The organism is Flavobacterium rakeshii (assembly GCF_009741375.1).
Lineage (GTDB): Bacteria > Bacteroidota > Bacteroidia > Flavobacteriales > Flavobacteriaceae > Flavobacterium > Flavobacterium rakeshii.
This window is the reverse complement of sequence record NZ_WOWP01000021.1, coordinates 1-13,838: the sequence shown is the minus strand read 5'-3', so window position 1 is coordinate 13,838 and position 13,838 is coordinate 1. Positions and strand designations below refer to the sequence as shown.

Sequence of the window (13,838 nt, the reverse complement as noted above, 5' to 3'; positions counted from 1 at the left end):
TACTATGGAATACTTAGATTTTGAGCTTCCGATTAAAGAGCTTGAAGATCAGTTAGATAAATGCACACTAATTGGTCAGGAATCGGATGTGGATGTATCTAATACATGTAAGCAAATTGAGAAAAAGTTAGAAGAAACTAAGAAAAGCATATATAAGAACCTATCTGCATGGCAAAGGGTTCAGCTTTCAAGACACCCTAGTCGTCCATACACAATGGACTACATCAAGGCACTGTCTGACGGAACTTTCCTTGAGCTGTTTGGAGACCGTAGCTTTAAAGATGATAAGGCAATGGTGGGTGGACTTGCAAAAATAGGCGATCAGTCGTTTATGATAGTAGGTCAGCAAAAAGGTTTCAATACCAAAACAAGACAATACAGAAACTTTGGTATGGCTAACCCTGAAGGATATCGTAAAGCGTTACGCCTTATGAGAATGGCCGAGAAGTTTGGTATTCCTGTAATCACTCTAGTAGATACTCCGGGTGCATACCCAGGGCTTGAAGCAGAGGAAAGAGGGCAGGGAGAAGCCATTGCAAGAAATATTTTTGAGATGGTACGCCTTAAAACACCTGTTATTACCGTTATAGTAGGTGAGGGTGCTTCCGGTGGAGCATTAGGTATTGGTGTTGGAGACAAAGTATTCATGCTGGAGAATACATGGTACTCTGTTATTTCGCCAGAATCGTGTTCTTCAATCCTTTGGAGAAGCTGGGAGTTTAAGGAGCAGGCTGCTGAGGCATTAAAGCTTACTTCTTTTGACATGAAAAAACAAAAGCTTATTGATGATATTATTCCTGAACCACTTGGAGGTGCTCACTATGACAGAGAAACCACTTTCGAAAGTGTAAAGAAATTCATCTTAAAAGCACATAAAGAACTTAAAGACTTATCAACAGAAGAGCTGATTGAGAAAAGGATGGATAAGTATAGTAAAATGGGGGAATTTAAAGAATAACCTTGTTTTAACTGCATTATTAATCCGAAGCCTTGCAGCTTCGGATTTTTTTTGACTTATAAACAGTTGGTTAACAGTTTATCAACAGTTAATTAACACAAGGTTCTTAACAATTGCTTAACGCACCCATTTTAAATTTAATTACATTAGCATAATGGAAAACATCAGGAACGTAAACCCGGTAAAAGTTGATAAATCATCTATTATCAACTTGGAGAAAGGTAAGCTGCCACCGCAGGCGCTGGACCTTGAAGAGGCTGTTTTAGGTGCCATGATGATAGACAAAAAAGGGGTAGACGAGGTAATAGATATATTACAGCCGGATGCCTTTTATAAAGAGGCCCACAAGTTTATTTTTGAGGCCGTAGTCCAACTATTTAACGACACCCAGCCAATTGACTTATTAACAGTTTCTGCTCAGCTTAAAAAGAACGGAAAACTGGATCAGGTAGGTGGAGACTTTTATCTTATACAGTTAACGCAAAAGATATCGTCTTCTGCTCACATTGAGTTTCACTCAAGGATTATATTACAAAAATTTATTCAGCGAAGCCTTATCAAAATATCGAGCGAAATTATCGAAGAGGCTTATGATGAGACAACAGATATTTTTGACCTGCTGGACCAGGCAGAGTCAAAACTGTATGAAGTAACGCAAGGTAATATTAAGCGTAGTTCTGAAACGGCGCAGAGCCTTGTTATTCAGGCAAAGAAACGTATTGAGGAAATTGCAGGTAAGGAAGGACTAAGTGGTGTTGCAACTGGCTTTCACGATTTGGATAAGCTTACATCGGGCTGGCAGCCCAGTGACCTTATCATTATTGCGGCAAGGCCGGGTATGGGTAAAACCGCTTTCGTACTTTCTATGGCAAGAAATATTGCTATCGATTTTAACCATGGTGTGGCAGTATTCTCCCTGGAGATGTCCTCGGTACAGCTAATTACCCGTTTGATTTCGAGCGAAACCGGACTGTCGTCTGAAAAGCTGCGTACCGGTAAACTTGAAAAACACGAGTGGGAACAACTAAGTATTAAAGTTAGGGATCTTGAAAAAGCTCCTTTATATATTGACGATACACCATCTCTTTCCATTTTTGACCTTAGGGCAAAAGCAAGGAGGCTTGCCTCCCAGTATGGAATCAGGATGATTATTATTGACTACCTTCAGCTTATGACCGCCGGTGGTGCGGCAGGGAAAAACGGAGGTAACCGTGAGCAGGAAATCTCGACCATTTCCCGTAACCTTAAGGCACTGGCAAAAGAGCTTAACGTTCCGGTAATTGCACTATCACAGCTGTCTCGTGCGGTAGAGACAAGGGGATCGAGCAAAAGGCCGTTACTATCTGACCTTAGGGAATCGGGTGCGATTGAGCAGGATGCCGATATCGTATCGTTTATCTATCGTCCTGAATATTATAAGATTGACGAATGGGATGATGAAGAAAGATCGCCAACACAGGGTCAGGCCGAGTTTATCGTGGCTAAGCACCGTAATGGTGGTTTGGATAACATCAGGCTTAAATTCGTAGGTAGTCTCGGTAAGTTTGATAACCTTGACGATTTCGCTTCGCCGTTTGACGAGCTTCCGTCGAGTATGAATGATAACGACAATGCCGGTATAATTAAAAACCTGCCTTCGGCAAACGAAGCCTTTGGTAGTAACATGAACAGCGGTGGCGGAGCGCATGATGATGACGATGTTCCGTTCTAAATAACAAAGAATAGCAAAGTAACCAATTATAACCCCGCAAACATATGAACAACGACTTTTTACAAGCCAGTACAGAAGCCGAAAAAGCCCTTTGGGACATTGAAGTACACGAAGCAGAACATGTGGTAGTACTAGAACCCTAAGGCGTAAAACATTATGTAACCTTAAAAAATATAGAAAGCACATCGTTTGGATGTGCTTTTTTTATTTCTTTTTGATACTTTTATAATACCTTAAATTGTAAATCGTTACTCTATGTAAACTAATAGCCGTGTATTACCGCTGCTTTTAGTTTATCTTTGAATAAAATCTATTTTAAAATGCTTAAAAAACAATTCATACTCCTATTATTTTTACTGGTTTCGTTTGCGGGCCGTGCTTCCATGATTTTAATACCGATGGATGAAAGTACGCAGCAAAACCATTTAAAGGCATACGGGATAACTTATTGGGTTTTGGAGAAGAATTATAAAGCCAGCTGGCTGCTTAATTATAGGGGAGGTTCATTTTTGCTTCCTGATGCCGAAGAGATAAGACGTGAGTGCCAAATTAGGGGAGTGACCTTTGAAGTAATAAGCGACGGGGAGGCTAAATTCATTCAGGATGATATTAGTAGTCCGTCTCAAAATATGGAGACCGTTGTTCTTGAAAAAGCACCTAAGATTGCGGTATACACCCCCGCAGGAAAGCAGCCGTGGGATGATGCCGTAACCTTGGTGCTTACTTATGCCGAGATTCCGTTTGAAAAAATATATGATGAAGAGGTTTTAAATGATGCCTTATTATTATATGACTGGCTGCACCTGCACCATGAAGATTTTACAGGACAGTACGGTCGCTTTTTTGGAGCCTACCGCAATGCACCGTGGTATATTGAACAGAAAAAAGAGGCCGAGGCACTGGCGGCAAAACTGGGGTACAGTAAAGTATCTGAAGAGAAACTGGCTGTTGCTAATAAAATTAGGGATTTTGTAATAGGTGGCGGCTTTATGTTTGCTATGTGTTCGGCTACCGATAGTTTTGATATTGCCCTTTCGGCAGAAGGAGTAGATATTTGTGAAACCATGTTTGACGGTGATCCTAGTGATCCAAACTATCAGGCAAGTATTGATTACAACAAAACAATGGCGTTTAAAGATTTCCATTTGGAGCGTAACCCTGTGGTTTATGAATTTTCAGACATTGATATGACCACCAAGCGTAAGGTGCTTATGGATAACGATTATTTTACGTTAATGGAGTATTCGGCAAAGTGGGACCCAATCCCTACAATGCTTTGCCAAAACCATACACAACTGGTAAAAGGTTTTATGGGGCAAACCACATCGTTTGATGAAAGTTTAGTAAAATCGAACGTACTTATAATGGGGCAAAATCTTCAAAACGGAGAAGCCCGCTATATACACGGTACGAAAGGAAAAGGGATGTTCACTTTTTACGGAGGGCATGACCCTGAAGATTATCAGCATAGGGTAGGCGATGCACCTACAGTGTTAGACCTGCACCCTAATTCACCGGGTTACAGGCTTATATTAAACAATGTGTTGTTCCCGGCAGCAAGGAAAAAGAAACTTAAAACATAATAAAAAAGTCCGCTTTAAGCGGACTTTTTTATTCAAAACGAATTTTATCTCTGTTGCTTTCTATATACTGTACGCTTTGTTCAAAATATTTTAGCATAGATTTGTTCAGGAATTTTTTCCAGTCGGTATTTTCGTTGCGGTATATGCTTAACCATGCCATTGCATAAGCAACAACCTGTTCGGGTAAATAACCTTTTCTGGACATTTGCCAACCGCTTCCTTTTAAGTTTGAAAAGGTAGAGAAATTAAATCTTGTATTTCCTATAAATATTCCGAAACCATAAGCAACAGCTAATAGGTCTGTGAGATATTCATCATTTTCTAAAATCCACCCTTCATACAGAAGTATATAATGTGACAGTTCGTGTGACATGGTTGCTATAAGTTCCAGTGGATTTTTAAGCTGTTCTTTTTCTATAGAAATAATAATCTCTTCTCCTTTACTTTGATATGTTCCTGTTGCACTCATCCATGTACCTTGCATGTTATCAGAAGGTGTGCTTAATAGTGTGCCATCAGCCATTTCTATAGGGCTGTTTGAAAAGAACTCAAGTTTTATACCTTCATGAGGTATGTCCATATATATTTTTGTTTGTTCTAAAATAAACCAGGCATCATCTTCGGTACCGTTAAACTCTTTATCATAAAATCTTTTAGTTGGTAAAATTGTTTCAATATTCTTATAATAATCAACTTCAGTAAAGATGGATTTTATTGCAAGAAGTTTATCTTCTACCCATTCTTTGTCTTCAGGAGTAACAGGAGGTTTGTTTTTTTTATTCCAAAACATAATTTGGTCAGGATGGTTTACAGGTGGCAATATAAATAAAAAACCCGCTCATTGAGCGGGTTTTATTATAAGTAAGATAATATATTGTTTACGTAATTATTTAACTTTATTAACGATAGCTGCAAAAGCTTCAGGGTGGTTCATAGCTAGGTCAGCAAGAACTTTACGATTAAGTTCAATACCGTTAGCTTTCACTTTACCCATGAATTGAGAGTAGCTCATTCCGTGTAGTCTTGCACCAGCGTTGATACGCATAATCCAAAGAGAACGGAAATTTCTCTTCTTTTGTTTTCTGTCACGGTAAGAGTAAGCCATTGCTTTCTCAACCGCGTTTTTAGCTACTGTCCAAACGTTTTTACGTCTTCCAAAGTATCCTTTGGCTTGCTTCAATACTCTTTTTCTTCTAGCTCTTGAAGCAACTGAATTTACTGCTCTTGGCATAATTTTAAATGTTTTTTGTAGTAGGCGCTCCGTTATTTATAGGAGACTTAAAAAGCCATACTCCAGGGTTATTAAATTGTTTTAACCGGACTTATATATTAGATAAGTCTTAATTGCTCTTTCACGCTTCTTTCGTCAACTTTGTGAACAAGAGTTGAGTGAGTAAGAGCCAGCTTACGCTTTTTAGATTTTTTTGTCAGGATGTGACTTTTGAAAGCGTGCTTTCTTTTGATTTTACCAGAACCTGTAAGCTTAAAACGCTTTTTAGCACTGGATTTAGTTTTCATTTTAGGCATTTTCTTCCTGTATTAAAATTATCTTACTTACTACTTTTTTTTAGCTTTAAAGCCGAAAGTCATAAAGTAATAAGCCTGTTGTAAATAACAAGCCTCTGCTTTAGACTTTCGACCTTATAACTTTACAGTCTTATTTCTTTTTCTTAGGAGCGATAAACATAATCATTCTTTTACCTTCAAGAACCGGCATAGATTCTACTTTACCGTATTCTTCAAGATCTTGGGCAAGCCTTAAAAGAAGTATTTGTCCTTGCTCTTTGTATATGATAGAACGTCCTTTAAAGAATACAAAAGCTTTTAATTTTGAACCCTCTTTAAGAAATTTCTCAGCATTTTTCTTTTTAAACTCGTAATCGTGCTCATCGGTTTGAGGACCAAAACGAATTTCCTTCACAGTAATTTGTGAAGATTTTGCTTTAAGCATTTTATCGCGTTTCTTTTGCTCGTAAAGAAACTTTTTATAATCCATGATCTTACATACAGGAGGTGCAGCATTTGGAGAGATCTCTACCAAATCCAGTTCCATCTCCTCTGCCATTTGCAGAGCTTTAGATGTGTTGTAAACACCATGTTCCACATTATCACCTACCAGCCTGATTTCAGGTACGCGGATGTAACTGTTTATCCTGTGCGGATCTTTTTTCTCTACGCGAGGTTGATATCCTCTGTTGTTTCTTATTGCTATGGCTATAAAAATTTAAATGTTAAACTTCAAATGGTTTTAATGTCTTATTCACTTCTTCCTCTACAAGGGCAGCAAATTGTTCTATAGACATTGTTTGGTTCGATTTACCTGCGTCTCCGTGACGGCGCACAGATATCGTTCCGTTTTTCTCTTCTTCCTCACCAACAATCAGCATAAACGGAAGCTTTTGAACTTCGGCTTCACGAATCTTTTTACCAATCGTTTCGTTTCTGTTATCAATTAGGGCGCGAATTTCGTGATTTTCCAGCAAATCTAAAACTTTTTTAGCATAATTTTCATATTTCTCGCTAAGAGACAGTATGATAGCCTGCTCTGGCATTAACCAAAGCGGGAAGTTTCCGGCTGTATTTTCAAGTAAAATCGCAATAAATCTTTCCATTGATCCAAATGGAGCACGGTGAATCATTACAGGGCGGTGAAGCTCATTATCAGCACCTTTGTATGTTAGGTCAAAACGCTCCGGCAGGTTGTAATCTACCTGAATTGTTCCAAGCTGCCACTGTCTGCCCAGTGCATCTTTCACCATAAAGTCAAGCTTTGGACCGTAGAAAGCTGCTTCACCATATTCAACTACAGTGTTAAGACCTTTGTCTTTAGCTGCATTGATAATAGCGTTTTCTGCTTTTTCCCAGTTCTCCTCAGTACCAATGTATTTTTCTCTGTCTTCCTTATCACGAAGCGAAATTTGCGCGCTGAAGTTTTCAAATCCAAGCGAACCGAATACATAAAGTACCAGGTCGATTACTTTTTTGAATTCTTCATCCAGCTGATCAGGAGTACAGAAAATGTGTGCGTCATCCTGAGTAAATCCGCGAACACGTGTTAAACCGTGTAGCTCACCACTTTGCTCGTAACGGTACACAGTACCAAACTCAGCATAACGTTTTGGCAGGTCTTTGTACGACCATGGTTTTGTATTGTATATCTCGCAGTGATGCGGACAGTTCATTGGTTTTAGTAAGAACTCTTCACCCTCGTTTGGAGTGTGGATAGGCTGGAAGCTGTCGGCCCCATATTTTGCATAGTGGCCTGAAGTTACATAAAGTTCCTTTTGACCAATGTGCGGACTCACAACCTGCTCGTATCCGGCTTTCTTCTGTGCTTTTTTAAGGAACTGCTCAAGGCGGTCACGAAGTGCGGCACCTTTAGGTAACCATAACGGTAAACCTTGTCCTACTTTGCTTGAAAACGCAAAAAGCTCAAGTTCTTTACCCAGTTTCCTGTGGTCACGTCTTTTAGCCTCTTCCAGTAACTCAAGATACTCTGTAAGCTCTTTTTGTTTAGGGAACGATATACCGTATACACGTGTAAGCTGCTTGTTTTTCTCGTCACCTCTCCAGTAAGCACCGGCAACGCTCATAATTTTTACCGCTTTAATAATGCCTGTGTTCGGGATGTGCCCACCACGACATAAATCGGTAAAGGTAGCGTGGTCACAAAATGTGATAGTACCGTCTTCCAGATTCTCAATAAGCTCAACCTTATATGGGTTGTTTTCGCTTTTATAAAACTCAAGCGCCTCAGCTTTTGTAGCCGAACGCATTTTAAATTCGTGTTTCTCTCTGGAAATGGCAAGCACGCGCTCTTCAATAGCTTTGAAATCCTTATCGGTAATGGTTTGATCGCCAAAATCTACGTCATAATAAAAACCATTGTCAATAGCCGGACCAATAGTAAGCTTAATGCCCGGGTACATTTCCTGCAATGCCTGTGCCAAAACGTGAGAAGTAGAGTGCCAAAAAGCCTTTTTACCCTCTTTATCGTTCCAGGTGTATAATATTAATGAACCGTCGGTCGTTAGTGGGGTTTTGGTTTCAACAGTTGTACCATTAAAGGAAGCCGAAATTACGTTTCTTGCTAATCCTTCACTAATGCTCATGGCAACGTCTATTGGCGTTACCCCTGCGTCAAATTTTTTGACTGAACCGTCCGGTAATGTAATATTTATCATTATAAAAATTTTATTGAATGCAAATATAATGTATTAACTGTACAAAGGCAATATGGTAGGTGATTAGATTTTGTGGAATTTAATACTAAATTTAAATATTTTAAAAGTTGAGATTTGAGATTTCTCGATTCCGTTACACTCCACTCGAAATGGAACAAATTTCAATAAGCGGGAGACTGGTTTTTTCCATTTCGACCGAAACGGAGTGAAGTGGAGAAATCTCTATTATAACCTGATAATAAAAAATCCCGCTCATTGAGCGGGATTTTTTTATGTATATAATCGTTATATCCTAGTGATGGTCATGCTCATCATGATCGTGGCCTTCGTGGTCATGGTCGTGGTCTTCATGCTCTTCGGCTTTAAAGTCGGCTCTTATTTCAGGGTGGCTTATTTCGCCTCCTGTATGTCCGGTTTCATAACCAAAGTAACCTACAACACCGCTAAACAGTAAAACTACAATAGCGATGCCTTTACCAAACGACTTGTTTTTAAAACTTGCCCAAAGTCCGGCAAGGCTAAGTCCGCCCAGTATATAGCAAAGCATGGCAAGCGTTTCGGCTTTCTCTTCGTGTTCATGGATTAAATGATGATCGGCACCCAGGTGTTCCACAATTTCTTCGGCACCTTCGCCCGATGCCATTGCAGGGATAGCAAATAAAGCAGTTAGTACAAAAATAAAGTAAGCAGCGCGCTTTACAGCTTCCGAACCCGAAATGAATCCGCCAAGCATAATTACAAGTCCTATAATAGGAGTGATAATAGGCAGGTGGTTTACCACCAGGTGAAATTGAGCATCATTCATAGTAAAAGTTAGTTTTTGTTTTGCTTCAAAGTTAACTTTATTTTTAAATTATAAAACACTGCAAATAAAAAGATAATGTTATTTCTTATAAAACGTTAAAATTGACTAATTTAGTGGGGCAACCTAAAACCATAATCCTATGAACCGCATTGTTATTTTACTGGCAGTGCTTGCTTTGTATTCCTGCAAGCGGGATGCTAAAACCGAACCGGAGCTTACCAGTGGGAATGAAACCACTACAGAAGTACAGCAAACTGTTAACGGAGGAAGTGGAAGTGCGCATGATGATAATCAAGACTTAAATACTGATGCCGACTCCCCGCATACAAAACTCGTTATGACAGCCGAACAGTTTATACTGGATAAACCTACGGTAATTGTGGTAGCGTTAAACTCCAGTCAGATTAACGATTTAAAAAAGGAAATAGGTGAGGGGAGCTTTTATACTTTGGCCGATGATAATATGTTGTATCATGATGCAGTAACTTCCCGTATGGATTCACTTAAAATAGAAATTAAGTACACCCAAAAAAATGTAGTATACATTAATAAGGGAGAACAGAGGCAGGTAATTGTTAAAGAAACCGACTTCCCCCTGTACGCCTATTTTTACTTTGACGGTAAAAACGTAACCAGAACCGATGCTTTTAAATTAATGGATAAAAAATAGGTTAACCATTAGCATTTTTACTCCCCAAAAACCACATCGGGGTTTTCTAAATTATCCAGTTTTTGAATGTACTCCTGCGGCAGTAACGAGAGCCCGTACTGGTAAGACGCATTCATCCATCCAAAGCCCGACTTTGTAATGTAAGCAAACTCGGTTCCTACATTTCCATATTCGGCATATACCTTGTGTGTAGTGTTTATCACATCATATTTTTCGGGGATTGTGCCGTTATAGTCAACCGCATTTTGTGTAATGGTCCATAGCCAGCGGTATATTAGTTCGCGAGCCTCTTTTTCATAACCATAATCAATAAGTCCTTTCCATAGCAGCATTTGGTGCGGAGCCCATCCGTTAGGGTAATCCCACTGACGCTGTACATCGTTGGTTTTATATTTCTCTAACGATTGTTTTGTAGATGCCAGTATACCGCCCTTAGCCTTGAGGTCACTCATTAATATAGGTACCATTTTTTCGGCCTGCTCATGAGTACACAACCCAGCCCATAACGGAAAGAAATTGGTAGCCGACATATAATCGGTTATTTCTTCCTTCTTAAAGTTGTAGTCAAAAAAGCAGCCTGCTTTTTCGTCCCACATGTATTTTTCCATGAGTTCACGTCGGTCGGCAGCCTTTTCACTCCAGTAAGCCGATGTGTAGGTTTTTCCGTTTACGGTAAAGTTGTCCTTAAAATAGGTACCTATTAAAAACTCAAAATCCTTTTCATATTTATATAGCAGAGCATTGATGTCAACACAATTCAGGTCGGCAGCAATGTTGTCCAGTCGCCAGCTGGTATCGTGTCCGCTTTCGCGCAGGGTACGGTCGTGCGTAAAATAACGGTCCAGAGCACTGTCTTTAATTACTCCCGCTTTATAGAGTTCTTCAAATTCTTCCACTGCAATTTTGTGCCTGTCGGCATATTCCTGTAGTACCGCCTTAAAATGCCCCGGTTCTGTTTCCGGCGGAATCCCTTTTCCGCTAGCGTAAAAACGGTTAAGTCCTGTGGTGGGTGTGTGTCTTTTGCTTTGCACCCATACATTTTCATACTCTGTTATGGCGGTAGCAAGGCATTCCTCCAGCCATTTTTTATCTTTAGGATGCATGGCAGCATACACCTCTCTTATATATGACGACAGAAACGGAGGTTGTGTTCGGGTTAAGTAATAGGAACGATTGGCGTTTAGTATTTTTCCGTAATGCCTTATCTGGTAGCAAAAATTATCTACCATGCCTTTGGCAAGATCCAGCCTATGGTCAATAATAAGGCCTACACCCTCAAAGTAACTGTCCCAGCCGTACATCTCGTTAAATCTTCCGCCGGGAACCACAAACGGAACTCCTTTGTTGTTCTCTATTTTTAGTGCCAAAATACCCGGCATGTTGTTAATAGACTCAACATATTCGGGAGTAATGTTTTCCGGAAGCACAACCACCTCCAGTTTCGGCATCTTTTTTTGCAGGTTTTGGAAATAGGCAATCCCTACATGATCATCATACGGAACATAAATGCGTCTGCGTTCATCATGCATTTTATCATCGTCCATAATACGGTTAATCCCTTTTTCGTCAATAGTACGGGTAAGGTCGTCCCAAAATTGGGTTTTTATGCGGCGAGATATACGTTCTGCAGGTGGTTCCTGTATCTGCCTAAGGGTAATAAGGGCTGTATCCTGTGCATTTTCGTTTGCAATGGCAAGTTCCTGCAACAGGTTAGACAGGTAGTAGGTATTTCTTATAATAACGGTGTCTCCTTTAGTGCTTACTAAAAAGTAATCTTTGTTAGGGGCATCGTCTTTGGTTATTTTCTTATCGCCGTCGGTGTCATATCCGGCAAGTAGTTCCTGCATGGTTCTGTTTACCGGAAGGTCAAACACGGTTTGGCTTTCAATAAATTTATCGTTACAACTCATAAAAGTACCAGATATACTTATGGCTACACCTATACCTATATATATAAGTGTACGTGTAGCATTAGGTTTATTACTGTGGCTCATTTTTAAAAGTATTTAAAAGTGAGAAAGCTTAAAAATAGTAAATTCTTACAGCTTTTAAAATTGTAAGACATTGCTTAACATAATATTAGTATGTGTTCAAAATTAAAGGGGGGTATATTGCTAAATCCTGAAAATAACAGGGGTAAAATTATCAGGAGCGAAATGCAGGGGGAGTGCCGGCAAACCATTTTCCCGCTTTCGCCTGTATCCTTTCACTGCGTTGCAGGGATGCCGGCTCTATCGGGGCTAAAGTATAAAGGCTATTTGTTATATTTGGGAAAATAATAAAAATGACCACCCTTATCTTTCAAATGTCAGCACAAGATTATATGGTGCTTACGGTAATAGCTCTATGGTTATTGGTTTTACTATGGTTTAAAAGGAATGACTTGAAATTGAGGCGTTCACAAAAAATACTAACATCTGAATATAAAACCAAACTCCGCGATGACGGGATTAAAATAGCACTCTCCTTTAATGATTACACGGTTAAAGAAAAAAGACGTTATGCTACTGTACGGGCAAAAGATTACTATAGTGATAGCTTAAAGTCGGCTATGTACAACAGTCATGATGAAATAGAGGTAGAGTATATAGATAGTATAATTGAGGCAAATGTAGAGATAGATGGTTTAGTTCATACTTTTGAGTGTAGTGTGCCTCTTGATAAAGACAATTTGTTAATTAAGCTATATATGCAAAAAGAGATTAATGTGTATTATGACCCCGATACGGAAGGTTACTTTTTTGATCTCCATTTCCTGGATTAATACCTATTATATAGGTGTAGTTCAAAAATCGTTATGACTATATTTAGAAATCAGTAAAAGCAAATCAATTATATGTCCTTCACTAAAGCATTCTTATTATATATCTTTTGCACATTCTTTTTTAATAGTGCGCGGGCGCAGGAAACAAATGCGGGTAGAGAGCATTTCTTTTTGGATTATGTTGTTACCCAAAACGGAGATACTATATATGGAGCTGTGAAAGAGGAGTTGCTAAAAACCTATCTCCTGAAATTTGATAATGATAAAGACGAATCGTTTACCAGGTATGAGGCCGATAAGCTGAAAGGGTATCGTTATAACGGTTATGTTACGACTAATAAAGAGCTAAAAGACGGTATCTATACTGGACTCAATGCTAAAAAAGATACTTCAATAAATAATCACGATGATTATCTTATAAAAAATAACGACACTATATATGGTGATGTATATAAGCCTTTGCTGGGTTCCCGTTACATTATTTCCAAACAGGGGAAGAAAATAAAGTTTAAGGGCGAAGTAGGTTTGGTGTATAAAACAGGTCAGTATATATATGAGTATAGGGATAAACCAAAAGTAGAAACGCTCGATTCAAAAGAAGATTGGCTCTTGTTACTATATAAAGGTAAAGATTTAAAGCTGTACGGATATGCTACCGGTCATCAGGGAACCTGTTATTTTATAGAAAAGGATAACGAAATGCATCTTTTACGTATGGATGAAGACTGGTTTGAGTTACTAAGTAGGTTATTTATCGATAAACCAAGCGTACTTAACCATTTTAAATCAGGTTTTTTAGGTTTTGAAAATATATACCTTGCAGTGCGTTACTATGATGAGCATTCTAATTAAGTAATCATTACACTATATATAATAGAGTAGGTGGGATCATTCTTATGTATAGTATAGTTGTTTTTGATTACCTCAAGTCTTTCTCAAAAAAAAACTTTTGTTTTCAAAACACATCTGTTCAGTTAGTTATAAAATAAGGTTAAAAAAACATTAAAAAAATAGCATTAAAAGTTTGTGAAAGCGGAAAAGATGGCTACTTTTGCACCCGCAATAACAGCAAGGTTCTTTGGTAGTGTAAATGTTCTGAAACCCTTTTAAATAAAGGGAGTTGCTTTAAAAAGGCTTTGAAAAAAGTTTAGAAAATATTTGCA

The 13,838-nt window shown here is 38.8% G+C and carries 13 protein-coding genes; 6 read left to right on the top strand and 7 right to left on the bottom strand.

What is annotated here, in order from left to right:
* Positions 1–4 precede the first annotated feature (4 nt).
* The 3 genes from GN157_RS06670 (at position 5) to GN157_RS06660 (ending at position 4,252) form a co-directional block, all read left to right on the top strand.
* Entirely contained in the window at positions 5–958 is a 954-nt protein-coding gene (locus tag GN157_RS06670) for an acetyl-CoA carboxylase carboxyltransferase subunit alpha (protein WP_157482352.1), read from the top strand.
* Between the two features lie 154 nt (positions 959–1,112).
* Complete coding sequence (gene dnaB / locus GN157_RS06665; protein WP_157482350.1) at positions 1,113–2,669, top strand: replicative DNA helicase; 1,557 nt, start codon at positions 1,113–1,115, stop codon at positions 2,667–2,669.
* Between the two features lie 320 nt (positions 2,670–2,989).
* Positions 2,990–4,252: an asparagine synthetase B gene (locus GN157_RS06660; RefSeq protein ID WP_157482348.1), complete on the top strand. Its 1,263-nt coding sequence runs from the start codon at positions 2,990–2,992 to the stop codon at positions 4,250–4,252.
* 28 nt (positions 4,253–4,280) lie between these two features.
* On the opposite strand, the gene GN157_RS06655 is transcribed toward GN157_RS06660, so the two are convergent.
* The 6 genes from GN157_RS06655 to GN157_RS06630 form a co-directional block, all read right to left on the bottom strand.
* Positions 4,281–5,042, bottom strand: coding sequence for a hypothetical protein (locus GN157_RS06655; protein ID WP_157482347.1), 762 nt, complete (start codon positions 5,040–5,042; stop codon positions 4,281–4,283).
* A 96-nt stretch (positions 5,043–5,138) separates the two neighbouring features.
* Positions 5,139–5,483 carry a 50S ribosomal protein L20 gene (gene rplT / locus GN157_RS06650; RefSeq protein WP_035135856.1) on the bottom strand — a complete coding sequence of 115 codons (345 nt, stop codon included), beginning with the start codon at positions 5,481–5,483 and terminating at the stop codon, positions 5,139–5,141.
* A 98-nt stretch (positions 5,484–5,581) separates the two neighbouring features.
* The gene (gene rpmI / locus GN157_RS06645) at positions 5,582–5,779 is read right to left on the bottom strand and encodes a 50S ribosomal protein L35 (RefSeq protein WP_084596089.1); all 198 of its coding nucleotides are present in this window, start codon (positions 5,777–5,779) and stop codon (positions 5,582–5,584) included.
* 130 nt (positions 5,780–5,909) lie between these two features.
* Positions 5,910–6,464, bottom strand: a complete 555-nt coding sequence (gene infC, locus GN157_RS06640) for a translation initiation factor IF-3 (RefSeq protein ID WP_394350059.1) — start codon at positions 6,462–6,464, stop codon at positions 5,910–5,912.
* Positions 6,465–6,483: 19 nt separating this feature from the next.
* Positions 6,484–8,436 carry a threonine--tRNA ligase gene (gene thrS / locus GN157_RS06635; RefSeq protein WP_157482345.1) on the bottom strand — a complete coding sequence of 651 codons (1,953 nt, stop codon included), beginning with the start codon at positions 8,434–8,436 and terminating at the stop codon, positions 6,484–6,486.
* A gap of 292 nt (positions 8,437–8,728) precedes the next feature.
* On the bottom strand, positions 8,729–9,241 hold the full coding sequence (locus GN157_RS06630; RefSeq protein ID WP_197429412.1) for a hypothetical protein: 513 nt from the start codon (positions 9,239–9,241) through the stop codon (positions 8,729–8,731).
* A 139-nt stretch (positions 9,242–9,380) separates the two neighbouring features.
* Here GN157_RS06630 and GN157_RS06625 point away from each other — a divergent pair, with 139 nt between their 5' ends.
* Positions 9,381–9,911 (top strand): hypothetical protein, encoded by a 531-nt coding sequence (locus tag GN157_RS06625; protein WP_157482343.1) that lies wholly within the window; start codon positions 9,381–9,383, stop codon positions 9,909–9,911.
* A gap of 17 nt (positions 9,912–9,928) precedes the next feature.
* Here the strand turns inward: GN157_RS06625 and GN157_RS06620 are convergent, their stop codons facing one another.
* On the bottom strand, positions 9,929–11,905 hold the full coding sequence (locus GN157_RS06620) for a trehalase family glycosidase (protein ID WP_231749069.1): 1,977 nt from the start codon (positions 11,903–11,905) through the stop codon (positions 9,929–9,931).
* Between the two features lie 290 nt (positions 11,906–12,195).
* Between GN157_RS06620 and GN157_RS06615 the strand changes: the two genes are divergently transcribed.
* Positions 12,196–12,675, top strand: a complete 480-nt coding sequence (locus GN157_RS06615; protein ID WP_157482341.1) for a hypothetical protein — start codon at positions 12,196–12,198, stop codon at positions 12,673–12,675.
* A gap of 72 nt (positions 12,676–12,747) precedes the next feature.
* Entirely contained in the window at positions 12,748–13,527 is a 780-nt protein-coding gene (locus GN157_RS06610; protein ID WP_157482340.1) for a hypothetical protein, read from the top strand.
* Positions 13,528–13,838 lie beyond the last annotated feature (311 nt).